The sequence below is a fragment of the Burkholderia sp. PR2 genome (assembly GCF_052372875.1).
In the GTDB taxonomy this organism is placed as follows: domain Bacteria; phylum Pseudomonadota; class Gammaproteobacteria; order Burkholderiales; family Burkholderiaceae; genus Burkholderia; species Burkholderia diffusa.
In genome coordinates, this window is the sequence record NZ_JBQRWH010000004.1 from 1282811 (window position 1) to 1307858 (window position 25048).

23 protein-coding genes and 1 pseudogene are annotated in these 25048 nt (G+C 57.9%); 17 read left to right on the forward strand and 7 right to left on the reverse strand.

Annotated features, from left to right (window positions below; translation table 11 throughout):
• Window positions 1-9: 9 nt before the first annotated feature.
• The 4 genes from pstB to phoR are packed head-to-tail and all read left to right on the forward strand — an operon-like array spanning window position 10 to window position 3690.
• A complete protein-coding gene (gene pstB / locus ACT2FV_RS23235) occupies window positions 10-858 on the forward strand; it encodes a phosphate ABC transporter ATP-binding protein PstB (protein WP_444504880.1) in 849 nt (282 codons plus the stop codon).
• A gap of 18 nt (window positions 859-876) precedes the next feature.
• A complete protein-coding gene (phoU, locus tag ACT2FV_RS23240) occupies window positions 877-1581 on the forward strand; it encodes a phosphate signaling complex protein PhoU (protein ID WP_059523442.1) in 705 nt (234 codons plus the stop codon).
• Window positions 1582-1611: 30 nt separating this feature from the next.
• Window positions 1612-2313: a phosphate regulon transcriptional regulator PhoB gene (phoB, locus tag ACT2FV_RS23245; protein ID WP_006750313.1), complete on the forward strand. Its 702-nt coding sequence runs from the start codon at window positions 1612-1614 to the stop codon at window positions 2311-2313.
• Between the two features lie 57 nt (window positions 2314-2370).
• Window positions 2371-3690, forward strand: coding sequence for a phosphate regulon sensor histidine kinase PhoR (gene phoR / locus ACT2FV_RS23250; protein ID WP_059603622.1), 1320 nt, complete (start codon window positions 2371-2373; stop codon window positions 3688-3690).
• 131 nt (window positions 3691-3821) lie between these two features.
• On the opposite strand, the gene ppk1 is transcribed toward phoR, so the two are convergent.
• The gene (gene ppk1 / locus ACT2FV_RS23255) at window positions 3822-5885 is read right to left on the reverse strand and encodes a polyphosphate kinase 1 (RefSeq protein WP_226114031.1); all 2064 of its coding nucleotides are present in this window, start codon (window positions 5883-5885) and stop codon (window positions 3822-3824) included.
• Window positions 5886-6163: 278 nt separating this feature from the next.
• Between ppk1 and ppx the strand changes: the two genes are divergently transcribed.
• On the forward strand, window positions 6164-7678 hold the full coding sequence (gene ppx, locus ACT2FV_RS23260) for an exopolyphosphatase (protein WP_059603629.1): 1515 nt from the start codon (window positions 6164-6166) through the stop codon (window positions 7676-7678).
• A gap of 54 nt (window positions 7679-7732) precedes the next feature.
• On the opposite strand, the gene ACT2FV_RS23265 is transcribed toward ppx, so the two are convergent.
• Window positions 7733-8173, reverse strand: a complete 441-nt coding sequence (locus ACT2FV_RS23265) for a hypothetical protein (RefSeq protein ID WP_124626652.1) — start codon at window positions 8171-8173, stop codon at window positions 7733-7735.
• 327 nt (window positions 8174-8500) lie between these two features.
• Between ACT2FV_RS23265 and ACT2FV_RS23270 the strand changes: the two genes are divergently transcribed.
• The 12 genes and pseudogenes from ACT2FV_RS23270 (at window position 8501) to ACT2FV_RS23325 (ending at window position 17984) form a co-directional block, all read left to right on the forward strand.
• A complete protein-coding gene (locus ACT2FV_RS23270; protein ID WP_444504881.1) occupies window positions 8501-9214 on the forward strand; it encodes an integrase arm-type DNA-binding domain-containing protein in 714 nt (237 codons plus the stop codon).
• Between the two features lie 255 nt (window positions 9215-9469).
• Window positions 9470-10538: pseudogene (locus ACT2FV_RS23275) on the forward strand (alpha/beta hydrolase); the annotation flags it as partial.
• On the forward strand, window positions 10532-11572 hold the full coding sequence (locus tag ACT2FV_RS23280; RefSeq protein WP_444504882.1) for a T6SS immunity protein Tli4 family protein: 1041 nt from the start codon (window positions 10532-10534) through the stop codon (window positions 11570-11572). The pseudogene ACT2FV_RS23275 and the gene ACT2FV_RS23280, both read left to right, overlap by 7 nt.
• Window positions 11573-11583: 11 nt before the next feature.
• On the forward strand, window positions 11584-11871 hold the full coding sequence (locus ACT2FV_RS23285) for a PAAR domain-containing protein (protein ID WP_444504883.1): 288 nt from the start codon (window positions 11584-11586) through the stop codon (window positions 11869-11871).
• Window positions 11872-12273: 402 nt separating this feature from the next.
• Window positions 12274-12774, forward strand: coding sequence for an Imm6 family immunity protein (locus ACT2FV_RS23290; protein WP_226114244.1), 501 nt, complete (start codon window positions 12274-12276; stop codon window positions 12772-12774).
• Window positions 12734-13066 carry a hypothetical protein gene (locus ACT2FV_RS23295; protein WP_226114034.1) on the forward strand — a complete coding sequence of 111 codons (333 nt, stop codon included), beginning with the start codon at window positions 12734-12736 and terminating at the stop codon, window positions 13064-13066. The genes ACT2FV_RS23290 and ACT2FV_RS23295 overlap by 41 nt, the downstream gene beginning before the upstream one ends.
• Window positions 13067-13207: 141 nt before the next feature.
• Window positions 13208-13381, forward strand: a complete 174-nt coding sequence (locus tag ACT2FV_RS23300) for a hypothetical protein (protein WP_444505443.1) — start codon at window positions 13208-13210, stop codon at window positions 13379-13381.
• A complete protein-coding gene (locus ACT2FV_RS23305) occupies window positions 13375-14193 on the forward strand; it encodes a hypothetical protein (protein ID WP_444504884.1) in 819 nt (272 codons plus the stop codon). The genes ACT2FV_RS23300 and ACT2FV_RS23305 overlap by 7 nt, the downstream gene beginning before the upstream one ends.
• Window positions 14174-14668, forward strand: coding sequence for a hypothetical protein (locus ACT2FV_RS23310; RefSeq protein ID WP_444504885.1), 495 nt, complete (start codon window positions 14174-14176; stop codon window positions 14666-14668). Before ACT2FV_RS23305 ends, ACT2FV_RS23310 begins: the two co-directional genes overlap by 20 nt.
• Before the next feature lie 20 nt (window positions 14669-14688).
• Complete coding sequence (locus tag ACT2FV_RS23315; RefSeq protein WP_444504886.1) at window positions 14689-16851, forward strand: hypothetical protein; 2163 nt, start codon at window positions 14689-14691, stop codon at window positions 16849-16851.
• Complete coding sequence (locus ACT2FV_RS23320; RefSeq protein ID WP_444504887.1) at window positions 16793-17515, forward strand: hypothetical protein; 723 nt, start codon at window positions 16793-16795, stop codon at window positions 17513-17515. Before ACT2FV_RS23315 ends, ACT2FV_RS23320 begins: the two co-directional genes overlap by 59 nt.
• A gap of 97 nt (window positions 17516-17612) precedes the next feature.
• Complete coding sequence (locus ACT2FV_RS23325) at window positions 17613-17984, forward strand: PAAR domain-containing protein (protein WP_444505444.1); 372 nt, start codon at window positions 17613-17615, stop codon at window positions 17982-17984.
• An 8-nt stretch (window positions 17985-17992) separates the two neighbouring features.
• Here ACT2FV_RS23325 and ACT2FV_RS23330 read toward each other — a convergent pair whose 3' ends face one another.
• From ACT2FV_RS23330 to ACT2FV_RS23350, 5 genes are all read right to left on the reverse strand, one after another.
• Window positions 17993-18244: a PAAR domain-containing protein gene (locus ACT2FV_RS23330; RefSeq protein ID WP_175770352.1), complete on the reverse strand. Its 252-nt coding sequence runs from the start codon at window positions 18242-18244 to the stop codon at window positions 17993-17995.
• A gap of 12 nt (window positions 18245-18256) precedes the next feature.
• Complete coding sequence (locus ACT2FV_RS23335) at window positions 18257-18793, reverse strand: hypothetical protein (RefSeq protein ID WP_444504888.1); 537 nt, start codon at window positions 18791-18793, stop codon at window positions 18257-18259.
• Window positions 18794-18802: 9 nt separating this feature from the next.
• Window positions 18803-21697, reverse strand: a complete 2895-nt coding sequence (locus ACT2FV_RS23340) for an SH3 domain-containing protein (RefSeq protein WP_444504889.1) — start codon at window positions 21695-21697, stop codon at window positions 18803-18805.
• A gap of 60 nt (window positions 21698-21757) precedes the next feature.
• On the reverse strand, window positions 21758-24265 hold the full coding sequence (locus tag ACT2FV_RS23345; RefSeq protein ID WP_444504890.1) for a type VI secretion system Vgr family protein: 2508 nt from the start codon (window positions 24263-24265) through the stop codon (window positions 21758-21760).
• 346 nt (window positions 24266-24611) lie between these two features.
• Complete coding sequence (locus ACT2FV_RS23350) at window positions 24612-24971, reverse strand: hypothetical protein (protein WP_444504891.1); 360 nt, start codon at window positions 24969-24971, stop codon at window positions 24612-24614.
• Window positions 24972-25048: the final 77 nt, after the last annotated feature.

Below are 25048 nucleotides of genomic sequence, written 5' to 3' on the forward strand. Positions count from 1 at the left end.
AGCAATCCGATGAATATGGCAGAGAGCCACCTGAATCCCGTCGAGCGCACCGCAGCGCCCGTCGGCACGCACGACGCGGCGAACGATCGTCCGCTGGCGCCGCTGAACGCGAAGATCGAGGTCAACGACCTCAACTTCTTCTACAACAAGTTCCACGCGCTGAAGAACATCAACCTGCGCATTCCCGAAGGGAAGGTGACGGCGTTCATCGGTCCGTCGGGTTGCGGCAAGTCGACGCTCCTGCGCACGTTCAACAAGATGTACGCGCTCTATCCGGAGCAGCGCGCCGAAGGCGAAATCCTGATGGACGGCGAGAACCTGCTGACCACCAAGCGCGACATTTCGCTGCTGCGCGCGCGGATCGGCATGGTGTTCCAGAAGCCGACCCCGTTCCCGATGTCGATCTACGACAACATCGCGTTCGGCGTGAAGATGTTCGAGAAGCTCACGCGCTCGGAGATGGACGATCGCGTCGAGTGGGCGCTGACGAAGGCCGCGCTGTGGAACGAAGTGAAGCACAAGCTGAACCAGAGCGGCTACGGGCTGTCCGGCGGCCAGCAGCAGCGTCTGTGCATCGCGCGCGGTATCGCGATCCGTCCGGAAGTGCTGCTGCTCGACGAGCCGTGCTCGGCGCTCGACCCGATCTCGACGGGCCGCATCGAGGAGCTGATCGCGGAGCTGAAGAGCGACTACACGGTCGTGATCGTCACGCACAACATGCAGCAGGCTGCGCGCTGCTCGGACTACACGGCCTACATGTACCTGGGCGAACTGATCGAATTCGGCGAAACCGAAAAGATCTTCATCAAGCCGGTGCGCAAGGAAACGGAAGACTACATCACCGGCCGCTTCGGCTGATGACGGAGAATCACAACCATGTCGGATAAACATCTGTCGAGCCAGTTCGACGCGGACCTGAATGCCGTGTCGTCGAAAGTGCTGGAAATGGGCGGACTCGTCGAGTCGCAGATCGTCGGTGCGATGCATGCGCTGAACGAATTCGACCGCGAGACGGCCGAGAAGGTGATCGCGGCCGAGGAAACGCTGAACGCGATGGAAGTCGACATCGACCAGGAGTGCGGCAACATCATCGCGCGGAGGCAGCCAGCCGCGCGCGATCTGCGTCTTCTGATGTCGATTTCGAAAACGATTACGAACCTCGAGCGCGCCGGCGACGAGGCCGAGAAGATCGCGAAACGCGTGCGCCGCCTGATCGACGAGCCGGCCGCGCGCGCGGTGAACATCGCCGAGATCAAGGTGTCGGGCGAGATGGCCGTGACGATCCTGCGCCGCGCACTCGACGCATTCGCGCGCCTCGATACGGTAGCGGCCGCGCAGATCGTCAAGGACGACAAGGAAATCGACCTCGAATTCCGCGCGTTCGTGCGCAAGCTCGTGTCGTACATGCAGGAAGACCCGCGCACGATCTCGGTCGGCCTCGAGTACCTGTTCATCGCGAAGGCGATCGAACGGATCGGCGACCACGCGAAGAACATCGCCGAATTCATCATCTACATCGTGAAGGGCACCGACGTGCGGCACCAGCCGCGCGACACGCTCGATCGCGAAGCCAACAGTTAATCGACTCCGTAAGGAAGAACAGAGGTGCCGATGCCCAGCAACATTCTCGTCGTCGAAGATGAGCCCGCGATTTCCGAACTGATCTCGGTGAATCTCCAGCATGCCGGTCACTGCCCGATTCGCGCGTACAACGCCGAGCAGGCGCAGAACCTGATCAGCGACGTGCTGCCCGACCTCGTGCTGCTCGACTGGATGCTGCCGGGCAAGTCCGGCATTGCGTTTGCGCGCGACCTGCGCAACAACGAACGGACCAAGCACATCCCGATCATCATGCTGACCGCGCGGGGCGACGAGCAGGACAAGGTGCTCGGCCTCGAGATCGGCGCGGACGACTACGTGACGAAGCCGTTCTCGCCGAAGGAACTGATGGCGCGGATCAAGGCCGTGCTGCGCCGTCGCGCGCCGCAGCTGACCGAGGACGTCGTGTCGATCAACGGGCTGCGCCTCGATCCGGCCACGCATCGGGTCGCCGCGCACGGCGACGGCAGCGAGATCAAGCTCGATCTCGGCCCGACCGAATTCCGCCTGCTGCATTTCTTCATGACGCATCCGGAGCGCGTGCACAGCCGCACGCAACTGCTCGATCAGGTCTGGGGCGATCACGTGTTCGTCGAAGAACGTACCGTCGACGTCCATATCAAACGATTGCGCGCGGCCTTGAAACCGGCCGGTTGCGATGCGATGATCGAGACCGTGCGCGGCAGCGGCTACCGGCTCGCCAAGCACGCGTAACGTATCCGGACATGCCGTGTGCCACGGCATGCCGTTCATTCTTTCGGGCGCTGAAACATGAACATCATCTGGGCGCGCTTTCTCGTGTCGCTCGTGCTGCTCGTGCTGATCAGCGTATTGGTCGGCGTGTTCGCCGGCCCGATCGCGGGCCTCGGGTTCGCGGTCGTGATGCTGGTCGCGCAGGGCTTCTTCAGTACCTTCCATACGCAACGCCTGTGGCGCCTGCTCGATGCGCCCGTCTACGGCGAGGTGCCGAGCGCGCCGGGCATCTGGGGTGAAATCTACTACCGGCTGCACAAGCTCGCGAAGCAGTGGCATGCGCAGGTGCGGCAGGTCGAGCAGCAGCATTCGCGCTTCATCCAGGCGATCCAGGCGTCGCCGAACGGCGTCGCGATGCTCGACGACCATGACCAGATCGAGTGGTGTAACGCGATCGCCGAGGTGCATTTCGGCCTCGATGCGAAGCGCGACCTGCGCCAGCACATCACGAACCTGGTTCGTCATCCGGAATTCGTCCGCTACCTGAACGCGCAGCATTACGACGAGACGCTCGTGATGCGCGGGATGGGCGACTCGCGGCAGAACGTGCTGGAAGTGCAGGTGTTTCCGTACGGCGAGAACCGCAAGCTGCTGCTCACGCAGGACATCACGGAGCTCGAGCGGACCGACGCGATGCGGCGCGACTTCGTCGCGAACGTATCGCACGAACTGAAGACGCCGCTCACCGTGCTGTCGGGCTTCCTCGAGACGATGCGCGAACTGCCGCTGAACGAGGAAGATCGCGCGCGCTATCTCGAGATGATGGAGCAGCAGGCGTCGCGGATGCGGCACATCGTCACCGATCTGCTGGTGCTCGCGAAGCTCGAGGGCGAAAGCAAGCCGCCGATGGATCACGCGATCGACATGCGTGCCGTGTTCGACCATCTGAAGGAGGATGCGCAGACGCTGTCGAACGGGCATCACGAGATTACGTTCACGATCGACGAGACGCTCGGCGTCACGGGCGCGCAGACCGAAGTGTTCAGTGCGTTCGCGAATCTCGTGACCAATGCGATCCGCTATACGCCGGACGGTGGCAAGATCTTCGTGTCGTGGCGGCGCGAGGGCGCGCAAGGCGTGTTCTCGGTCACCGACAGCGGCTTCGGCATCCCGGCCGCCGACCTGCCGCGGCTGACCGAGCGCTTCTACCGCGTCGACCGCAGCCGCTCGCGCGATACGGGCGGCACGGGGCTCGGCCTCGCGATCGTCAAGCACGTGCTGCAGCGGCACGACTCGCACCTGTACGTGCAGAGCGAGGAGGGGCGCGGCAGCACGTTCACCGCGCGCTTCCCGGCCTCGCGAATCATCGCGATCCGGCCGGCCGCGTTCGAAGCATGAGCGCGTGACGCGAGTCGGGTGCCTGACGTCGGCATCCCAACGCAAATACGCCGCAAACAAAAAAGCACAGCCCGTGGGCTGTGCTTTTTTGTTTGGTGGCGCGGCACGCGAAACCGCGCGCCGCCACGTGTCTACGAACAGAACTTCGCGAGCAGCCCGAGCTGCGCGTTGCGGAGCGTCTTGCCTGCACGGCGCCGGCGGTAGTGGCCGTCGCTGAGCATCTGCCAGGCCGACTGGTTGTCGCCGAGGCAGACCGACAGCCCTTCGGCGATCACGCGGCGCTTCAGCTTGCGCTCGCGGATCGGGAATGCGACTTCGACGCGGCGGAACAGGTTGCGGTCCATCCAGTCGGCGCTCGACAGATAGACCTCCTCGGCGCCGCCCGCGTGGAAATAGTAGATGCGGTGGTGTTCGAGGAAGCGCCCGACGATCGAGCGCACCGTGATGTTTTCCGACAGCCCCGGTACGCCGGGCTTCAGCGCGCACACGCCGCGCACGATCAGGTCGACCTTGACGCCGGCCTGCGACGCTTCGTACAGCGCAGCGATCACCGACGGCTCCAGCAGCGCGTTCATCTTCGCGACCACGCGCGCGCGCTTGCCGGCGCGCGCATTGTCGATCTCCGCGCGGATCGATTCGATGATGCGCGGATGCAGCGAGAACGGCGACTGCCACAGCTCGTGCAGCGTGAGCTCGCCGCCGATCCCGGTCAGTTGCTGGAAGACGTGGTGGACGTCCTCGCAGATTTTCTGGTCGGCCGTCATCAGGCCGAAGTCGGTGTAGAGGCGGGCGGTGCGCGGGTGATAGTTGCCGGTGCCGAGGTGCACGTAGCGGCGCAGCGACGCCTTGCCGTTCTGCACGACGCGCCGCACGATCAGCATCATCTTCGCGTGGCACTTGTGGCCGACCACGCCGTACACGACGTGCGCGCCGACGGCTTCGAGCTGCGACGCCCAGTTGATGTTGGTTTCCTCGTCGAAGCGCGCGAGCAGCTCGACGACGACGGTCACTTCCTTGCCGTTGCGCGCGGCTTCCATCAGCGCGTCCATCAACGGCGAATCGGTGCCGGTGCGGTAGATCGTCTGCTTGATCGCGACGACGCTCGGGTCCTTCGCGGCCTGCTGCAGCAGTTCGAGCACCGGCTGGAAACTTTCGTACGGATGGTGCAGCAGGATGTCGCCGTCGTCGATCGCGTCGAACATCGTCGGCGCGTTGACGATCGCGGGCGGGATCGACGCGGCGAACGGCGCGAACTTCAGGTCGGGGCGATCGACGAGATCGGGGATCTGCATCAGCCGCACGAGGTTCACGGAGCCGGCCACGCGATAGCAGTCCTTCTCGCTGAGCAGGCTTTCCTCGAGCAGGCGCCGAACGATATGCGCCGGCGTATCGGCCGACACTTCGAGCCGTACCGCGTTGCCGAGGTGGCGCGCGGGCAGCTCGCCCTGCAGCGCGACGCGCAGGTTGGTGATTTCGTCCTCGTCGACGAAGAGCTCGCTGTTGCGCGTGATGCGAAACTGGTTGCAGCTCTTCACGACCAGTTGCGGGAACAGTTCGCCGACGAAGCGCTGCATGAACGAGCTGAGCAGCACGAAGCCGTGCTCGAAGCCCGACAGCGCCTGCGGCATGCGCACGACGCGCGGCAGCGCGCGCGGCGCCTGCACGATGCCCATCACCGCCTGGCGGCCGAACGCGTCTCGGCCCTCGAGCTCGACGACGAAGTTCAGGCTCTTGTTCAGCACGCGCGGGAACGGGTGCGCGGGATCGAGGCCGATCGGCGTCAGCACCGGCAGCAGTTCATCGAGGAAGTAGCGGCGCGCCCATTCGAGCTGCTCTTCGTTCCACGTGTCGCTCGCGTGGAAGTAGATGCCTTCCTGTTCGAGCGCGGGCAGCACGGTATCGTGCAGCATCGTGTACTGGCGGTGCACGAGCCGTTGCGCGCGCTCGACGACGAGGTCGTAAGCGTGCTGCAGCGACATGCCGTCGGGGGTCAGTGCGCCCGGGTTGTCGCGGATCTGTTCCTGAAGGCCGGCCATCCGGACTTCGAAAAATTCGTCGAGGTTGCTGCTCGTGATGCAGATGAAGCGGAGTCGCTCGAGCAACGGAATCTGCGGGTCAGCCGCCTGGGCCAGCACGCGCTCGTTGAAACCGAGGATGCCGAGTTCACGATTGAGAAGCGGATAGCGGACGGACATCGGCAGAGTAGGGGGTGATTCAGGCGATGATTCGAAAGGACGCTCGGAAACTCTCACGGTACGATGACGTGCTGATGACGATAATGTATTTATATCGGGAAATTCTACGCCTGAACCATTTTGTCTCATAAATGTTTCGGCCATATACAATCTACCCGTGTACATGCCCGTGAAGCGTGGCAACGGCAAGCGTTCCACGCTTAAAATGTCGCCTTTGATTGATCGCCCAGCGTGGCCGGCCGGCTGCCGCGGGCGAACGCGCACGGAGCACCCTTCTGATGGTTACATCCCCCCACTTGCTGGCTGCCGTCGATCTCGGCTCGAACAGCTTTCGGCTGATCGTCGGGCGCGTCGAGGAAACGCCGGCGGGCAGCCAGATCTATCCCGTCGATGCGCTGCGCGAGCCCGTTCGACTGGCCGCGGGCCTGTCGAGCGACAAGATGCTCGATCGCGCGTCGCAGGAGCGTGGCTGGGAGGCGCTCAAGCGGTTCGGCGAGCGCCTGCGCGATTTCCATCCCGATCATGTGCGCGCGGTGGCGACCAACACGCTGCGCGTCGCGAAGAACGCGGGCGAATTTCTCGGCGAGGCCGAAGCGGCGCTCGGTTTTCCGATCGAAGTGATCGCGGGCCGCGAAGAGGCACGTCTGATCTATGCGGGCGCCGCACATTCGGTGCCGGCGAGCGCCGGCAAGCGGCTCGTCGTCGACATCGGCGGTGGCTCGACCGAATTCATCATCGGCTCGCACTACACGCCGATCGTGATGGAGAGCCTCTACATCGGCTGCGTGAGCCATAGCCGCGCGTTCTTCCCGGCCGGCAACGTCGACGAATACACGATGCGGCAGGCCGAACTCGCGGCCAAGCGCGAGATCCAGATCATTTCCAGCGAGTACAAGAAGGCCGGATGGGACCAGGCGATCGGTTCGTCCGGCACGGCGCGTGCGCTCGCCGAGCTCGTCGAGGCGAACGGCTTCAACGACGCGGGCATCACGCACGGCATTTCGCGCGGCGGGCTCGAACGCCTGAAGCGCGCGCTGATCAAGTCCGAGAACGTGAACCGGCTGAAGCTGATCGCGCTGAAGCCCGATCGCGTGCCGGTGCTCGCCGGCGGCCTCGCGATCATGCTCGCGGTATTCGAGGAACTGGGGGTCGACTACGTCGATACCACCGACGGCGCGCTGCGTCTCGGCGTGCTGTATGACCTGCTCGGCCGGACCCAGCACGAGGACATGCGCGCGGTGACCGTCGAGGGCTTCACGCGCCGCTACGGCGTCGATCGCGCGCAGGCCGGGCGCATCGGTGCGCTCGCGGTGCGGTTCTACGACGAGCTCGACGAATCCGACGACGAAGAACGCGAGGAAGGCAGGATGTTCCTCGGTTGGGCCGCCGCGTTGCACGAGATCGGCCTGTCGATCTCGCACAGCTCGTATCACAAGCATTCAGCCTATATCGCGAGCAACGCCGACATGCCGGGTTTCTCGCGCACCGACCAGGCGCGCCTTGCCGCGCTCGTGCTCGGGCATGCGGGCAAGCTCGGCAAGCTGTCGCAGGCGCGCGACGTCGAATGGCCGCTGCTGTTCTGCCTGAGGCTCGCGGCGCTGCTGTGCCGGCGCCGGACGGATGCCGGGCTGCCGGACATTTCCGTGTCGCAGATGAAGAAGGGCGGGTATGAAGTGCGCCTGCCGGGCGCATGGGTCGAGCAGAACCCGCTGACCGACTACAGCCTCAGCCAGGAAGCGGCCGAGTGGGAGAAGGTCGGTATTCCGTACCGCGTGGTTTATACGGGCGCGTGACGCGCCGGCACGACGGCGGCGCGCCCGCGCCGCCAGCGCTGCCTTACGATGCGCTCAGTCGGAGCACACGATCGCGGTCAGGAACGGGAATGCCTGCTTGACGGTCGCGTCGCTGCCGGCCTTGCGCACGGCCTGCTCGACCGCGTTCTTCGTGCCGCGCACCACGACGCCGTATGCCCAGTTGCCGATCGGCGTGCCGTCGCCGGGCTGGAAAATCGGATCGTTCGCCTGGTAGCCGAGCACGACATAGACGCCGAAGCCGTAGGCGGTCAGCGGATGGTTCGTGCGGAATGCGTTCACCGAATTCGATTCGACGTGCATCGGCTCCGACTGGATGTCACCTGCCGCGAGCAGCGGCGCGACGAACTTGTGGCCGTTCGAATGGCAGTCGAGCGCGTCATCGAGCGACTTGGCCGATGCGACGCCGGACGCACCGAGGGTGCCGATTGCGAGCAGCACGCCGAGCAGGGCAGTCTTGAAAACGTGGTTTTTCATGCGTGATTGCGGGTTGGTCGCGGACATTATCGCGTGTTCCGCAATTTTCGTGCGCGGGCTGCGGGCGGTACGGCACCGGTGGCGCAAGCGGGCGGCGGACCAAACGAAAAAGGGCTGCAAGCGCGATGGCTTGCAACCCTTATCGTATATCTCGTGGTCGGAGCGATAGGATTCGAACCTACGACCCTCTGATTCCAAATCGGGTGTCCCCACTATTTTCAACGTCGCTGGCGATCGATGGAAGTTATAAATCATTGATTTGATGTGGAACTTAAGCTCATTGCGATTTGCTGTTCCGACCCACAACGCTAGATCGAAGCGTTGCCGATGCCAGAGAAGGGCTGGAAGTATTACAACGACACGAAGGTGAGTGGTCTCGCGATCGGCATCGGCCCGAGCGGCGTCAAGACGTTCATTCTCTATCGGAAAGTCAATCGTAAGTCAGACCGAATCAAGATTGGGCGCTATCCCGATCTGACGGTTGATAAGGCGAGGACGCACGCTCTGACCCTGATCGCAGACATCGCCGGTGGGACGAATCCAGCCGAGCTGAAGCGTGCCCGTCGCGCGGAGATGACTTTTGGCGAGCTGTTTGACCAGCACTACGAGAATCGCAGCGTTCCGCACAAAAAGACGGCAGCGGAAGACAAGCAGAAATTCGAGGAATACCTTTCGAGTAATGGGGACGGTATCAACCTCGCGTCGCGGCAGCTATCGGAAATCACGACGGCGACAGTTGCTCAACTGTTCATCAAGATCAGCAAGGATCACAAGGTGATGGCGAGCCGGGTGCTTGCGCTTGTCAGCAGTATCTTTGGCAAGGCGATCGAATGGGGAATGTGGAACCAGATCAATCCATGCCACGGTATCCGCAAACATAGCGAAGTCAGCCGGGATCGCTTCCTGCAGCCGGACGAACTGCCGAAGTTCTTCGAGCAGGTGCTGGCATATCCGAATGCCACGGTGCTGGACTACATCTTGGTCAGCCTGCAGACTGGCGCGCGCAGAGGAATGTTCTTGCGATGCGTTGGGAACAGGTGAATCCCGACCGAGCGGAGTGGCGTATCCCGGATACAAAAAATGGAACGCCGCAAAGCGTTCCGCTGGTTCCTGATGTGGTGGCTATTCTCCGGGCGCGGGATAAAGAGCGAGGGGACTCGCCGTTCGTGTTTCCGGGTTCTGGCGAGGCGGGACATCTCGTGTCACCGAAGAAGGCATGGAGGATCATCCTCGATATGGCTGGCATCGCCAATCTCCGGTTGCATGACCTGCGCCGCACGATGGGCTCGTGGCAAGCATGGCGGCAAGGCGATTATCCTGACGCACTCGATGGGCGGGTTGGTGGCTCGGATGGCGATTGCCATGCACGCGGCAGGGAGTATTCCACAACGTGCTGCCGGCGACCGGGGCGCCGATCGCGGCGAAGCGGTTCCGTACCGGCGGTGGAAGCGAGGGTTCGATAGACGGTTTCATCAATGGTGCCCTGCTCGGGAGTAATGCGAACGAATTTGTGGCGGTGGCCGCGAATGCACCGGGGGCGCTCGAGTTGCTGCCGATGCCGGATTATCACAACGGTGAGGCATGGTGGATTTTTGCACGGCTCGATGGCACACCGGTGATGGAGTTTCCGAAAGATGGGAGCGCATATGCGCAGATTTATACCAATTCGAAATGGTACGGCTTGGTGCCGGAGTAGTCGACATCGTTGCTCGACCCGGCAGGAATCATCCAGGCACGACTCGACGCTAACCCAATAAAGTCCACCGTAGATGAGAATTTCAGCAAGGTAATGAAAAAGGTGGTTGAGAATCAAACCAATATAAAGTACGCCTACCACGATAATACGTACGTGGCTTACGGGGATGGGGAGTTGAAACCCAAGGGAGCAACCGAATCGGGCGACAATCACGGCAAACCCACAATCGAGAAAGGCAAGAAGCTGACCGATTTGTTGGCATGGGGCACGGTGATCTGGAAGGGAAACGTGCCCGCAGGGGTAACGGCGGAGCAACTGAGCGCCGCGCGGTTCATGCACGATACGCACAGCGGCACGCTACGCGTGCACTTGGATTCGCGCAACGTCACCATCGAATTCGAGGTTCAGAAACACCCTAAGCTACCGCCTGACAGCAAAGTCCCCGATCCTAAGAAGAACGGGATCATCCCAGGTGATGGTACCGTGGCGGTCTGGTCGGCCGAAGCCCCTGCGTACGGCGTAAATGGTGTAGCGGCCCACGGTGTACAAGTGGTATTTGACCAAGGGGGCTACGTGCATCAGGAAAGCTACAACCATCCGTGGACTCGCTGGGCGTTGCTCTACAGTATCGTGCAAATCGCACAAGATGCAAAGGAGCCGCAATGCTGACACGTATTGGACGATTGCTGTTTTTTGTAGTGGGCATCTGCGCCTGTTCGATCAGTTTTTCTGTGGAACCGACGATGACGAATCCTCTGCTGTCCAAACCGCGCCCGTGGTGTGTCGGACGCTTCGTGTTCAATCGACCTGCGACGAGCGAACTCACGAATCAACGATATGGGTTTTGGGGGGATAAGCTGGAGACACAACACAATGTTGCTATTGCTACATATCAGACAAAAGTCGGAGGTTTGGAGAAAAAATTAAAGACGGAAAAAAGAATCGACCCCGGAAATAATAATAACAAATTGAATCACGTATGGCTGGAAAGAGAAATCTCTCCAAGAGCAAATGCAAAGGTATTTGCTTACGTGGATGCGTATACGGAAGGCGTAAAATTACCTTTCGATACGGAGGGTTATATCTACGAAAACAACACGTTATTTCATACAACCGGGTCATTTGGTTCGACCGGTTTGGACAAGTTTGAACCTGTTTACACGGACCTCTATCGGCGCATCAAGGCACGTGACAATTGGTCGGTGCCGACCGAGTCGGGGTTCTGCTTTGACGGCGGCATAGCCACGGGTTCGTCGACCTTCTCCGAGGAGGTCAGCCAGTCGTTCGCGTTGATGCCGGGGCGGCCAGCGCTGCTCGTGATCCAGATGCGCGAATCGATAACCGGCGACCAGAAATCGCCACTGACCAAGACGTTGCCTGATCTGCGCGCGAAGATGGACCAGATATCGAGCGGGAGCTATCGCATTCTGCGGCAGGGCAAGCGCACGGTGGCCGGGATGGATGCCGAGGAAGTGCTGTTCGCGTTGAAGGAAGGCGAGATTACGTCGTACCGTTTCTATCTGCTCGCGCCGGGTGATCCGAGTACGTTGGCGAAGCCACATACGGCGATTCAATTGCTCTTAGGCGCACCCAGTCCCGACCTGTCGCCCGACCAGGCAAGTTCGCCGGTGGACGAGGCTGGTGCGCTGCAAACGTGGGACACACTGCTGAACAGCCTGCGACTGCGGCCTGGCGCAGTCTGAGCGGAGGCGACATGCGACGCTACGACATCGTGAAGGGTGACGCGACGACAGTCGGAGGCATCGTGCAGGGTGGTGACGGACAAGACATGCTGCACGACCGCGAACAAGCGTATGAACACGATCCGGTATGGTGCCCGGTGTGCAAGACACTCGGCGTGATCGAGTGCGACGGCCCACGTCATTCGAGCACCGGACCGGATGGCCGACAGTCGGCGCTGAGTGACGACCTCTGTCGGTGCACATGTCCGATTCCGCCGAAACTGGTGGCGTCACAGTCGGCATCGTATACGGAGGTTTGACCGACGGAGAAGGAGAACGACATGCCCCGAACGATCGCAGGTCGGGTTGTACTGCTGGTGCTGGCAGTGAGTGTTACGGGGTGCGCTTCGACCGGAATATTGAGCAGCGTCATGTAGTTCTCCGTACTCGACACTAGGCCGATGCCCTTGACGAAAACCCTCTGTTTACGCGTTATGCTGAGGAAGACCTCTTTAATAGAGTGGCGCAGCAAATTGATTCGAGTGGATTGAAGAGTGCTGATTTGGCCGGAAAGACCCTTGATGTGCAGATTTCAAATATGAGCGGCGTTTGCAATAAATGCACTACCGGATTGACAGGGTCTTCGGATTTGAGTGGTGTGGTTCAACAATTTAGTAATCGGTATCCAAATTTGACGGTAAGGATTTCTGCAGTTGGCGGAAATGCAATGCCCGGACGTACAACCATTGTGGTTCGCGGAGGAAAGATTGCTAACTGATATCGTAAATAAGCTGATGGCTATGCCGTGGGAGAAACGAATTATTTCACTGCTTGCGATGGCAAACCGCGCAAACGAGACGATCAAGGCATCGCATCCGGAGAGTTTTAAATTGTGCGAGCGCGCCTTGGTTGCTTGTAAAGATTGGTTGGATGGCAAGCCTATCACCCCGGAAAGCTTGGCGTTCTACCTTGATGCAGATGAAACTGAGAATCCGTGGATGCAGGAGTCCCTATTTAGAGGCAACCCTGCTGGTCTGAATGCACTTGTATTTATGACCATGGTAATTGGTCATGTCGCACATCTTGCATACGTAAACTCGGGAAAATCGAAATATATGTCGGAGATAATTTCCGAGGCTGGCTCGAATATTTTGGAATCGATTGTCGAATACGGTGCGCCGTATGGATTATCTGAATTTTCGCTTTCTGGGACAGAAAATTGACGATGTCGGACTCCAGGAGGGCGTGGTACCCGTGGTAAGGGATGATCCTTTCTGGTCCGTCTACTTCAACGGCCTGGGTGTTGCAATAGCGAATGCGCTTGAAGACCAACGTGACCCTCACGCGCGTTCATACCGCTTCCGGCGCGACGGCACCGAGGAGTTGTTTGACAGAAGCTTCTCGTGGCGATCGTTCCGAGAGGCTACCGTTGCTGAGGCTCGCAGCCTGCCTGACGATGCGATAGTTGTTCAGACCGACGTTTCCAGCTTCTATGAGCATGTTTCGCATCATTAAGTTCAAAACTCAATCAACGACCTTTTTCCTGACGGCCGGGTTGGCAACCAGATCACCGCGCTACTAGGGAAATTTTCGGCGGGCCGCTCGTTCGGGCTTCCTGTCGGCGGCCAAGCGTCGCGCGCACTGGCTGAACTATTCCTGAATCCGTTCGATCAGCGGATGACCGTCAGCGAAATCCGGTGGTTCCGGTACGTTGACGACTATGTGCTCATCGCACCGTCGAACGCCGATGCGTACCGCGCGTTGTCGGTACTTTCCTACGCTCTGGCAGACTACGGCCTCACTCTAAACCGGGCAAGACCGTCATGCTGACGGCGAAGCACTATGTCGATTACGTTACGGCACAACTGGGCGACGACGAAGATGGTGCATCCCGACTTCGGGCAGTCGACCTGCATTTTGATCCGTATTCGGACACCGCCATCGACGACGATGAATCACTGAAGGAGACGGTGGCGACGTTGGAGGTTCAATCGATTCTGACCCAAGAGCTTGAAAAAGCTCTGCCGGATAACTTTCTCGTCACCCAAATAAGTAGAACGTTAAAACTTCAGCAACCTGCAATTGCTCTTCAACTTGTAGCAACGCTTCTCGCGCCGGAGAACCTTCACGCGTTTCGGGGGTCGTGGTCGACGATCATGCGAGGGATAACTGGTCTGCGGGCTGACCCAGCGTTCGATAGCATCGCGCCGCAAGTTGATTCCATGCTTGACGCAATCGCAGACCATTCCTCTCACTTACTTCGAGCAGAGGCCAGCATACTGCACTATCTGCGAACTCTTCAGGCGCGGCGCACGACTGAGCGTGCGACATTCGTCCAGCGCACCTATGAACACGCTCGGTCTGAAACGGTGAAGCGAGCGTGCATCGAGTGCTGGCGGCGCTGGAAGGACCGAGCTGGGTTCACTGCTCTCCGCGGTAGTAGTTGGTCGAGCATGAGCCCCGAATGCCAGCGGTTAGTTTGGCTGGCAGCGGATTCGTTTGGCGATCAGGGCGATGGATTCAGGCGCCAGGTCGAGCTCAATTTTAAACACGCCCTCAAATTGGGAATTGAACGGCAGGACAAGGCGACGTTTGCGTCGGTTTATGAAGGATGGTGCTCCGATGCCCAAGCTGCTGCATGACCCGCGGACCGTGGCGCGAGATGTGCCCGGCCTGTTTGACGCCGTGTTTCCTCGGTTGACCACCGGGGTTGTTGCGTACCTGAACAAAAGAAAAAGCTCTGCCTCGGGGATGCAGCCGATCTCCGCCGAGTTGGTCGAGCAAAGCAGCCTCGACCGCGCAATGTTGTTCGAGCTTGGTGTTGCTGGGCGCGAAATGCTTTTAACGTCCGGAAATGCAAACTGGGAAGAGTGCAAGCGGGTGGCGCTGGCGAGACAACGCCGATACTTCGACGCTGAGCTGCCCGACAAGATCACGGACGTAGACCAAGTTATCGCAGAGTTGGTCGGGCGGAACATTGCCACGAGCATCGGTCAGTTTGCGGTTGAGCGAGCGCAACCTGTCATCGTCGCCCCCCTTATACCTGGTCTTCGTTGGGTACCTATGCCGTCGTTTTCTTCGGGCGAAGTTGCAAACACATATCTCCATTCCCTGTAATTTTATCTGACAGAGTCGCCATGATTATTAGTCCGCCTTTTGTGAATTCGGCTCAGCCTGATAACGATCCGAACGTCGATCCTGCGCGGGATTCGTTCCCTATGCTGGAGTGTGGTCCTGGAAACGGGGCATTTCCCGTCAGTTTTAATCTCGGATGGCACGGCGGAGCGCATCTGGAAGCTCCGGTCGACAATCAGGGGCATCTACTTCCGGTTAGAGCGATTGCAGACGGTACGATTGTGTTCGTTCGTGCCACGGATACGAAGAACAAACCTGAATTGAACTATGCCGGCGTACGAACTGACGACGGTTGTGTAGTCATTCGGCATGACACGGAGATCGGGGACGGCGAGCAATCAAAGGTCACCTTCTTTTCTGTGTATATGCATCTGCAAAGTGTGGAACCACTGACGGCAGGAAAAAAAGTCCACCGCAAGGACAAGCTAGGTTTGCCCGGGATTGTGTATAGTCGGCCGGGGCGCATCCACTTCGAAATTGTTTGCGACAGTCAAAACATGACGAAGTTACTCGGACGTGCTCCGGGGCCAATGGGGAGTGCAGGCCGTATCGACGCGATCTATGGAGATATTTGGTTTTTTGTTCCAGTCGGAGCGAATTTATATTCGAACGAGCCGCACCCTGCTAAGAGCGATGGTAGCGTTTCAGTAGACGGAGCACCACCCCAGGTCGCAATTTCGCAGACGACGAGTCCGCTTGCCGTGCGGATGCATTATGACAGGGGATGTACCCTGACGACATATCAATGCACCGCCGATGGCAGTTGGGAAGTTTGCGCTGATATGCCGCCAGAACAGGATGCTGAATATGATCTTTATAATCGATCGCAGCAGTTGAATGGGAAATACTCTCAAGGAACACCTCCGTCAACCAGCGTAATCTTCGAAGTTTTACGTTTCGGGCGATGTATCAATGAACAAGCTAATGCGAATTTTAACCATTGGCGAAAGGTGAATACTCCTGTCGGTCAGGGATGGATCAACCTGTCTGGTCAGGGCGTTCAGGCATATAGTGACGCCGATTTTCCAGAATGGGCGGGTTGGAATTTTATTCAAGACGATTCGACGAAAAGCAATCTCTGTGACTCGCCAACGTTAAAGAAATGGCTGCTGGATGCTTCTGGTGAGACACAAATTGATCATGCCGGAATGGTAGGCGCACTGCAGAACGCAGCTCTCAGAAAACGTCTTGCACAGGTGGTGTGCCGATTTTCTACGGAATGGTCTGCTAGCAATTTGGACGAGCTCTATGGTTGGTTAAAGACTGAACATGAGGCGTTAAGCGCACCGCTCTCCGATGATGATTTCAAGTTGTTTGAAGGGCATGTGCAGGCTTTGGCATTTTGGGAGAAAATTCAAGGCGAGAAGCCAGCGGCTGATGATTGCTGGCATTGGCCGCCTACAGCATTTATTCGACACTTCATGAAGTGTAAGTGGTTTAGTGAGGATGAGTTTAAGCAAATTTATCCATCTGCTTCTGCGAGTTCAGCCCAGAAATATCGAACAAGTATCAACAAGACGGTGAATAAATATTGCTTGACCACAACGCTCAGACTGTCGCACTTTTTTGGTCAAGCCTCCGTCGAGTCGGGTCAACTTCGCTGGATGGCCGAGCTCTACAATGGTGATCCATACGAATATTTTAGAAAGTACGAGAAGGCGAAGAATTATGCCGGATGGCTGGGGAACGTGGAGTGGAATGACGGCGGAAAATTCCGGGGTAGAGGTTTCAAGCAGCTAACTGGAAGGGCAAATTACTCCAAATATTTTGTCTATCGAGGGTGGTTGCAAAAATCTTCCTTCGCGGAGGTGTGGTGGAACGATGCGCGCTGGTGGGGTTTTACTCCTCCCTATCATTCGGCGCAGCATAAGGATTTGACGCCGATTCAAAATTCAACAACTGTTGCTCAGCTCATTTCGACCTTGAGACGGCCAATTATTTCGAATCCTGATATTGTGTCAGATGATGCCTATGTGTCTATTGATACGGCAGGATTTTTCTGGGCGAAGAATTTGCTGCTTGGTATTGCTGATAGAGACGATGCAATAAGTTTGACAAATAAGATCAGAGGGGATCATGCTTCTTCGGCGGCGGATTTTCCCGCCGATGCTCATTTCCCTCAGAGATTGTCGGAGGCGGGAAGAATTAAGGGGATTTTATCTTGAGATCGAAATTTTGGATTTTCGCTATTCTTTTTTTGCGGGATTGCGTGGGGTTTGGGCTGCAAGTCCATCTGATGTTACTATTTTGGCTAAGTCGGGTGGTGAGTCTTTCACATTTGTTTGCGAAGTCGGTCAGCCTGAAATTAAGGTGTTTGCGGGTGATAAGATCGACGGGGAGGCAGGCGTATTGATTGATCAGAAGTTGGATGACTCAGACAATTGTGTCGGGGCAGAATGGATCGTAAATCAGCTGGCTGAATCTGATGTCACGCTGGTTATGATAAATCCTGGAAGGTCGGGAGCCAATGTCCAGATGAATGTTTACGCGCTGCAGGGCGGTAAGGCGACATTTGCCGGATATTTGCCCGTCGGAGCAGATTATGTTGGGAAGGCAGCGTACTTCTATGATTTCGATCAGGCCGACGGATCGTGGAGAAGGGTTTATGAGGTGGTTGGTGGGAAAATAATTTTGTATAGAGAAATTCAGCTTATGCAATCTGGGAGCGTGTGTGTTGATAAGGGTGGGATCGTAGGTGCTGATTCTGCGTGTGGCGGCAGGAGATTAAAGGCCGGTGCAAAGAAGCCACTGTGTATAGTATATGAGCGGCACGTTGGGAAGATTTCGCCGACCAAGAATTGTTCTGGATTGACTGGCCGTCCTGGATAATTGCATTGAGATGAGGCTGTGTGGTGAATATTTTTTGATTGCCTCAATTGTGATGTTTTTTAGGTCGAGGTGTGATGGTATGCTGAACGCTATTCGAATGGGTGATTCGACTGATCACGGTGGTGAGGTTGTTGAGGCGTCACGGATTATGAAGATAAATGGGCGAGGGGTCGCGAGAAAAGGGGATAAAATAAAGTGTCCAATTCACCCAGATGTTAATCCGAATGTGATCGAAGAGGGTGATCCAAATATCAAGGATCACGGTGTTCCGATTGCACGGCAAGGCCATCTTGGAACATGTGGTTGCCCCCTCGAAACAGGTCGTGCGCACCCGTTACCAATAACAAACCACGTGCTACTCCACAATCCGGCCCGGCAAAGGTGTCAGGCGCGGGGCGCTAAACATCTGCGAGCGCTGATTTCGATACACAACCAACGACATTTGTCGACACGTTGGCACCTTGTTTGATCTCAGGATCAAACGAGACTCGAGATCAGGTGGCAGCCGCACGTGGCGCGGTGGCCGTGCCGTGCGATCGGAATGCCGTCGTCCGTCATTGACGGATCGCCTTCGACGATGATGTTGGACGACACTTCGGGATGCTGCGGGCACGACACGCGATCGCCCTTGCGAGCGACGTAGCGGCCGTCAAAGCGCATCGTCGTGGAACCCGTTTCGACCTTACCGCCGTGATCGGTGTCGTCACCAACGCGGATTAAATTCATCATAGGAAGTCCCCTTTAAGGGTACATATATTCGGTATGATGTCCGACGAATTTATCGCCAACAAATTCGAAACAGAAATTTCCTTCTTCAAATGATCTGTAGACCAGTATCGCACCACTAATGCATACTTTGTTGCTCTTTATGGAATAGCTGATCTTTCCTTCATCTTTGGCAGCCGGTCGGCCGTGCATGAAGCCAGAAAACGCATCGATCGGAAGTGGATACACTATCCCAGTTTGAGTGTCGATTGCGACAACTGACCTTTGATGATAATTTTTGAATTCAGGGTAGGCCAAAAGAATATAGTGGTCGTTAAAGTTCGGCGCTTGCGTTTTGAGCGTGTCGTTGTATGTGGCGACGTGCTTGTCGTCGCAAAAATCAACAGGACTGTACTGGAAGGAACATTTTGTTAAATCTGATGTTGCGTAAGAAATTTTCACCTCTGTGTATGGATGATTTTTTACGCTATCTGTCTTCGGTTGCTTGGCAAAAATTCCAAACGACAAAATTGCGAGGGCGGCCAAAAAAGTCGAAATAAATATTTTTTTCATGTCGATTGCCTATCTTGAATTCTGGATTTCTTCAAGAATTTCTCGTAGCTTACCAGTAGAAGTCATGCTGGCCTTATTGGCTGCACCTTCATTTTGAAAGTATGTCAGCGTTCCATCTGACAGGAGTTTCTCTTTTGTCCCATCTGGGTGTTTAATTACCTTGTTCGTCGGATATCCTTTGGGGACAGCGATTGACGCCCACTCTTGGGATGCAGAAAACACGGCATCGTCGATAGTTCCTTTCCCATGTTTTACAAATGCAGACAGTCGACCGCCGCCAGCCTTGTTAAACAGATAATCGCGAAACATCCGCTCCTGCATATCGGCATCGTACTTTTCATTTCCGCTCAAAGATAGGCTCGCTTTTCCGGCGCTCAGTGTAGGGAAGATGGTTTGGTATTTCCCGGTGGCAAACAATCGATTTGGGTTGGTCCCTGGTAGAGGTTCGGTCGCAAGAATCTCGTTGATGGTCTTACCTGTAACGGGGCCGCCGGGCCCCCCGTGTATATAGGAATGACCGACGTGACCGCCCGGAACATCTTTTGTACCCGTGTTATAGGCGTCATATCCGCCTTCGCCACTCGCAATAATATCGCCGATCTTCTTTATCAGTTCATCCAATGCGGTGCTGCTACTTACTTTGAAATTTCCGACAATTCCAACCGGATGGAAATGCCATGGATTCGGTTCCTTAGGGAAACCTTCTACGCTGGTGACTTGCTCCCACCACTGCAATTTTCCGATCCGCTCGATCTCAGTTTTCCACAGCCACAGTAGCTTCTTCATCAACGGCGACAACGCTTCCCACTTACCCAGGCCACCGCCCCATTCGCTTTCACACCGCACGACGAGGTGGGAGAGGGCTTCTGCTATCCACGGCGTTTCCTGCGCGTGCTTCAACTCCTGCGCTGTCACCTTTCCGTCGTGATTCGTGTCAATCGCCTTCTCGAGCTTTGTGATGAGCGGGCTCGCATTGACCGTTGCGGCGCTCGCCTCGAATTCGGTTTTGCTTTCATCGGCCAGAAATTGTTCGGCGACGTGGATGTACCGCTTGAGCATGTCGACCGGCATGATGCTGCTGTTGTCGACCAGTTCGAAGCCCGGCCAGTCCCACGGCCCGCACATTCGCACGAGCGGATGGTCCTGCTCGCACACCCATCCGTTGCGAGTACTACCGTCCTTGGTGCCGATCTCCACGTAATACCAGCGACGCCCCTTGTCATCTTTCGCGATGCTCCCCGGACCGTTCTTCTCCAAGTCGACGCTCCGGAACACGTCACGGAAATCCGCGCCTGGTCCCTTGGCGTTGGAGAAGCTCAGCGGGAAATCCTTCCAGCCCGGCACGATCGCGGTGGTGGTCGTGTTGGCGAGGCTGCTGTCCACCCAAACGGGCGCACCGGCGTCGTTGAATACCGGCTTCGTGTGTCGGCCACCATGTACTGGTGCGGCTGTTTTCGGTTGCACCTTGACCCATTTGCCCTTTGCGTCGGCGGCGAAAGGTACAAGTTTGGTACCGGGCTGCAGTTTCTGGTCCGGTTCTGGTAGGTCGGTTACGAGCCGCGCACCCGGCGAGATTTCTAGAAATGCTTTGAATGCGGGTAACTGCTTTGCCCGCTCGCGGCTCTTCTGGATGAATGCTTCGAGTTCGGGGCCTGCGAACACTTCCAGGTGCAGCAGTGGCCGGGTTGGCTTCGCTGGCAATAACTTCGCGTCCGGGTACCGCAGATAGTGGCCGAACTGGCCGATGACGTCTCCAGCCTTCACAGCATAAGGCTGCTTTAGCACGACGACTGTGTCCAGCGGTTTCGGATCGACGATCGGATCAAGTTCCCCGAGGAAGACGTACCCGTATGGCGCATGCGGCGATACGGACTGGCCGACAACCGCCGCAGCCGGAGTCCCGGACTTGATTGCCTTGATTTTCGCCCAGCCCGGGTTCGCTTTTGTTTGGTCGTCAGTGTCTGAGACGGTCAACTCTGTACCTTGCGGCAAGATGCCGAGGATTTTGCTCTTGCTGTTCGGCAGCTCACGGATGCGCAGGCCCGTGACCGGGGCCGGGAGCGGTGTTGTGTCTTTCGTGTCTTCTTCCGGTTCGGGCACCTTCTTGAAATCGCTCTGGATGAACTCTCCGAGTACATCGCGATTGATCGTGTCACGCAATGATGGCACGGGCACCTTTGGCAGCGAGACCTCTTGCTTGTCTTTCGCCTTGTCGCCGACCCGATAGTAACGATCGCCTTCCCAATACGGCATTGGCCCCATGTTCAGCTTGAAGCGGTCGACCTGAGCGACTTTCGCCTGTTCTGCCGCGGACTGGTAGCTATTGTGGTCCATCGTGTGCATGTACAGGCTGAAGAACGTGAGCGTTTCGTTCTTGCCGGGTGGTGTAGTGCTCGACGTTGGAGCTGGCGTCGCCGTTGCTGGCGCTGTGGATGACGTTGCCGGTTGGGTTGCAGCATTCTTGGCTGGCTCCGGCTTTGCGGGCGGAGGTGGGGGCGGAGGCAGTTTCAGCCGATGACGGATGAGCACGAAGCCCGTCGAATACAACGCGTGGCGGCCGTCTTGGTAGTCCTGTTCCGGATACTTGCTGTCGAGCCGGTACGCGACGACTTCCCCGTCGGCGATTGCGCGGATGCCGTCGCCTTGTTTCAACTGCGCAGCCGTGTTCTGGTCGAAGTGGATGCCGCCATGCCACATGCCATTCGCACCCAGCGGATAGAACCCGTCTTCGGCGGCTGCCAGCGCCTTCATATAGGTCATCGGGTTGGCCGGGTCATCTTTGCCGACCGGTGAGAACGGAAAGGCCCAGTTTAGCGGCGTGTACGGTGCTGTCGCAGGTGCACTCGGGGCGGTCGCCGGCTTGGCCGGCGCGGCTTGCTTCGCGGTAGGGTGGCTATTGCTCATGTTTCTCGGAATCTCTCGTTTCTCGTTTTTCTTGCTGCTCGGATGCTGTCCGGCTTGGCATCAGCCGGAGAAAAGCGAGCCGCGGCCGCCGTCGGTCGATACCGGCGTCGCCTTCAATGGATCGCGAATCGTCCCGCTCGCACCACTTGGCTTGTCCCAACTACCGCATTTTTCCAGAATCTGTCCGGTCGTCACGTTTTCGATCAGACCGCCCTTGATGCTGATGTATGAGCCGCCCGCGCCGATCCACACTTCCTTCGCGGCCGTCAGAATCAGCCGTCCGTCCGCGCTTTCGATCTTCACGTCCTGCAGCCCCACCAGCGAGGCCGAGCCGCTTTGCGCCTGAATGTCTACCGGCCCCTTTGCCGCGAAAATCTTGATGCCGAGGTTTTGCGCGAACAGGCTGATCTTGTCGAGCACACTGACCAGTAACGCTTTACCGGCGGCCAAGTTGACGTTCTTGCCTGCAACGACGTTCGCGTGCTGGTTCGCCGTGACATGCACCGACTGCTGCGTCGACGCGGCGATGCCGTCAGGACTCGACAGCAACATCACTGGCTTCGCAAAACCGTTCGCATTACCCGTGCCACCGCCGGCTGTACGGCCGCCGCTGGCAGAACCGGCAACCGTGCGCTGCGTTGCGTCGGTGAACGACTTCAGTGCAGCCTGACCGTCCTGAAGGCTTTCGGCGCGGTTCGTTTCACTGGCCTTCGACACGGTCTCAAGCACGGCTTCCGCGCCGGCAAGCGGATCGGTGGCGGCCGTTACGTTCAGCGGCTGGGCGGTGGCTGGCTGCGTCGATACATAGAGACCCTGCTCAGCGCGTACCGCGCCGTACGCGCCGGACTTCAGGTCGAATCCGTTGCCGAGGAACGAGCCGCGCGTGTTATCGGATTGTTCGATCAGGTAACCCAAATGCAGGTGAGAACTGTAGCTCGACGAGTAAAGATGGACCCGGTTCTGCCCGGTAGCGTCGTCCATGACGAGCTGGTTGAAGCCGTCGCCGCCGTATTCGCGAGAACGGAAGCCGGACAGCAGGCCGTGCGTGTGCCACACCGGCATCGTTGCGCCTCCGTGCAGTCGCGAGATGATCACCGGCCGGTCGCAGTCGCCATTGACGAATCCGAGGAGCACCTGATCGTCTTTGCGCAACGGAAAGTAACCGCCGCGCTTCGAGCCTGCGTCCGGCATCGCTGCGCGAATCCACGACGTGGACTTCGTATTGCGATCCTTTCGACTGTTCGACGTCCGGACCCGCACACGATTGCCGTCGTCTGTGACGATTTCCTCATCACTATCGGTTACGACAATCGCCGTCTGCAAATGCATTTCCGGCTTCTCATGCTCGAACGGGCTGCGGAACGGCGTCTTGCGGCGTTGCGCTTCGATCTCGACGTGAAAAAATCCGATACCGCCGTCGCGGTGGCTCACGGTCGTACCGGCTCCGGTCGCATGGACCTGTTCGATCTCGCTGCGCAGGCTGCGCGGGAATCGCGTGAGCGCATCTATGCCGGGCAAGTTATTTTGGATCAACCAGTCGCTCGCGATGATCGACAGCTCGCGCTCCTCCTCCGGCAATGCATCGAAGAGGGGGTGTCCCGACACCTTGAACCAGTAGCCGGGTAATGCATAGCGGGGGCTTCCGATCGCGAAATAGCGTTTTGCTCGCGAAGCCCATTCCTCGGTGCGGATGCGGGCCTGTTGCTGTCCAGCATCGGATTCGGCCCAGCTCTGCGAGCCCGTATAGAGATAGTCTTCGCCTTGACCGGGTAACTCATCCAGGTCAGCCGCTGGCGTGCTCGCCTGTTTATCGAGGTCAGGCCGCTTGTAGTCAACGGTGCCCAGCGTCAGCGTCGCACTTTGAGCGTCCTGCTGTTCACTCAACTGGGTAAGTCCGTCGAAATCCTCGTCGGTACCCGCGTGGCTGAACTTCATCTCCGAGTTGGGTAGCGACGGCCCAAAATAGAGGTCGTCCATCATGACGACCTTGTGCGACTTGCCGTCCTTCGCGAAATCGAAGCGCGGAAACACGCCGACTTCCTCCAGACTCCGGTGGACAAAATTCCAGTCGGTTTCCCACTGCACGCGGTGCGAATACGAGCGCATCGCCGTGCGTAGTTCCTGACCATAGTTGCCGGAAGCCTGCGGATGTTTGTCGAAGACGTCGGTGAGAATTTGCCAGCCGCTGGCTTCCTGCCAGTCGCGCCGATCGCTGCTGAGCTTGAGGAAGCTTAACCACGAAGAGAACTGAAGCTGAAAATACGAGACGGTTCCATCGTTTCCAAGGCGGCGAGCCCGCTGCACATAGCCATGGATTGGCAGATAGCCGCCGTCAGTCTGACGAATCCAGAGCGTGACGGGTTGCAGCATCAGGGCGTTGAGCTTGATCTTGTCGCCCATGACGGACGAAGCGTCGACAGTCACCTCGAAATTGCGCCCAAGCCGCGCGTTGATCTTGACGTACAGTGGCGTGAGCCAGTCGTCGCCGAGCGGCGTGTCAAGTTTCACGATGCGATCGAACTGCGCGTAGCCACCGCGCAAAACCTTCAGCAAAACTTCCCCGCTCATGCAGTCACCCCGTTTTCGTGCAGGACGCGTCCGATCGTTAGCTAGACATCTAAACGCCGGGACTGCGTATGTGGCACGACACAAAATTACAAATAAATAACAAATATATTAAATTAAGCCTTCGATCAGATGCCGCAGCCGATTAAAGAGGCAGGTCGCGGAATGTAGTTCGATAGCGCAAAGATCATACCAAAGTAAGTTTGGCACAATAACGGATCGGTGACGATTTTTGACCTTCTTCTCGATGCTATCGGTTGGACCGCTCTTTCTCAGATTTTTGTGTGTTTCCAATATCATGTGGCCCCAAATGGAGAGTGATTAACTCGCTCAATAAAGGTGGAGCACATCATTGATGTGGATGTTTTCGCTCAGGCACGATCGGCGACAGCGAGTCATTGGCCACAAATTCACTGAGCCGCGCTTGGGCGTCGGCAATGACGTAGGCGGGGAGGTTCAGCAATTGTTCATCGCGGAAGATGAGCACCTTGTGGATCGCGGCCATGCCATCGGCCGTAGTCGTGAATTTGCCTTCAGCCTTGCCGCGGACGACGCAATCATGAAGTGCCGCTTCAGCAAGCCGAAAAACATCCAGGTCGGTTCGCCCCACGGTCGCTTCGTGAACGTAGTACGCACCATAGACAGCGCCGAACAACTGGGCCACGGCCGAACTGTTGCCCTCGCCGGTCACGAGGGTATGGAATGCCATGTGATGTTCGATGGATTTCCGGCGAGCGACTGATGCCGCGAGAGGTAACAACATCTCTTTCGCCATCGGTCGCCGGG

Bases quoted from the DNA above. Each gene is read 5' to 3' on its own strand.
- phoB (WP_006750313.1), top strand. From the start codon at position 1,612: ATGCCCAGCAACATTCTCGTCGTCGAAGATGAGCCCGCGATTTCCGAA.
- ACT2FV_RS23315 (WP_444504886.1), top strand. From the start codon at position 14,689: ATGATTATTAGTCCGCCTTTTGTGAATTCGGCTCAGCCTGATAACGAT.
- phoR (WP_059603622.1), top strand. From the start codon at position 2,371: ATGAACATCATCTGGGCGCGCTTTCTCGTGTCGCTCGTGCTGCTCGTG.
- pstB (WP_444504880.1), top strand. From the start codon at position 10: ATGAATATGGCAGAGAGCCACCTGAATCCCGTCGAGCGCACCGCAGCG.
- ACT2FV_RS23330 (WP_175770352.1), bottom strand. From the start codon at position 18,244: ATGATGAATTTAATCCGCGTTGGTGACGACACCGATCACGGCGGTAAG.
- ACT2FV_RS23350 (WP_444504891.1), bottom strand. From the start codon at position 24,971: ATGGCATTCCATACCCTCGTGACCGGCGAGGGCAACAGTTCGGCCGTG.
- ACT2FV_RS23265 (WP_124626652.1), bottom strand. From the start codon at position 8,173: ATGAAAAACCACGTTTTCAAGACTGCCCTGCTCGGCGTGCTGCTCGCA.
- ACT2FV_RS23280 (WP_444504882.1), top strand. From the start codon at position 10,532: ATGCTGACACGTATTGGACGATTGCTGTTTTTTGTAGTGGGCATCTGC.
- ppk1 (WP_226114031.1), bottom strand. From the start codon at position 5,885: ATGTCCGTCCGCTATCCGCTTCTCAATCGTGAACTCGGCATCCTCGGT.
- ACT2FV_RS23285 (WP_444504883.1), top strand. From the start codon at position 11,584: ATGCGACGCTACGACATCGTGAAGGGTGACGCGACGACAGTCGGAGGC.
- ACT2FV_RS23290 (WP_226114244.1), top strand. From the start codon at position 12,274: ATGCAATGCCCGGACGTACAACCATTGTGGTTCGCGGAGGAAAGATTG.
- ACT2FV_RS23310 (WP_444504885.1), top strand. From the start codon at position 14,174: ATGCCCAAGCTGCTGCATGACCCGCGGACCGTGGCGCGAGATGTGCCC.
- ACT2FV_RS23340 (WP_444504889.1), bottom strand. From the start codon at position 21,697: ATGAGCAATAGCCACCCTACCGCGAAGCAAGCCGCGCCGGCCAAGCCG.
- ACT2FV_RS23305 (WP_444504884.1), top strand. From the start codon at position 13,375: ATGCTGACGGCGAAGCACTATGTCGATTACGTTACGGCACAACTGGGC.
- ACT2FV_RS23270 (WP_444504881.1), top strand. From the start codon at position 8,501: ATGCCAGAGAAGGGCTGGAAGTATTACAACGACACGAAGGTGAGTGGT.
- ppx (WP_059603629.1), top strand. From the start codon at position 6,164: ATGGTTACATCCCCCCACTTGCTGGCTGCCGTCGATCTCGGCTCGAAC.
- ACT2FV_RS23345 (WP_444504890.1), bottom strand. From the start codon at position 24,265: ATGAGCGGGGAAGTTTTGCTGAAGGTTTTGCGCGGTGGCTACGCGCAG.
- ACT2FV_RS23320 (WP_444504887.1), top strand. From the start codon at position 16,793: ATGCTCATTTCCCTCAGAGATTGTCGGAGGCGGGAAGAATTAAGGGGA.
- ACT2FV_RS23295 (WP_226114034.1), top strand. From the start codon at position 12,734: ATGGATTATCTGAATTTTCGCTTTCTGGGACAGAAAATTGACGATGTC.
- phoU (WP_059523442.1), top strand. From the start codon at position 877: ATGTCGGATAAACATCTGTCGAGCCAGTTCGACGCGGACCTGAATGCC.
- ACT2FV_RS23335 (WP_444504888.1), bottom strand. From the start codon at position 18,793: ATGAAAAAAATATTTATTTCGACTTTTTTGGCCGCCCTCGCAATTTTG.
- ACT2FV_RS23325 (WP_444505444.1), top strand. From the start codon at position 17,613: ATGGGTGATTCGACTGATCACGGTGGTGAGGTTGTTGAGGCGTCACGG.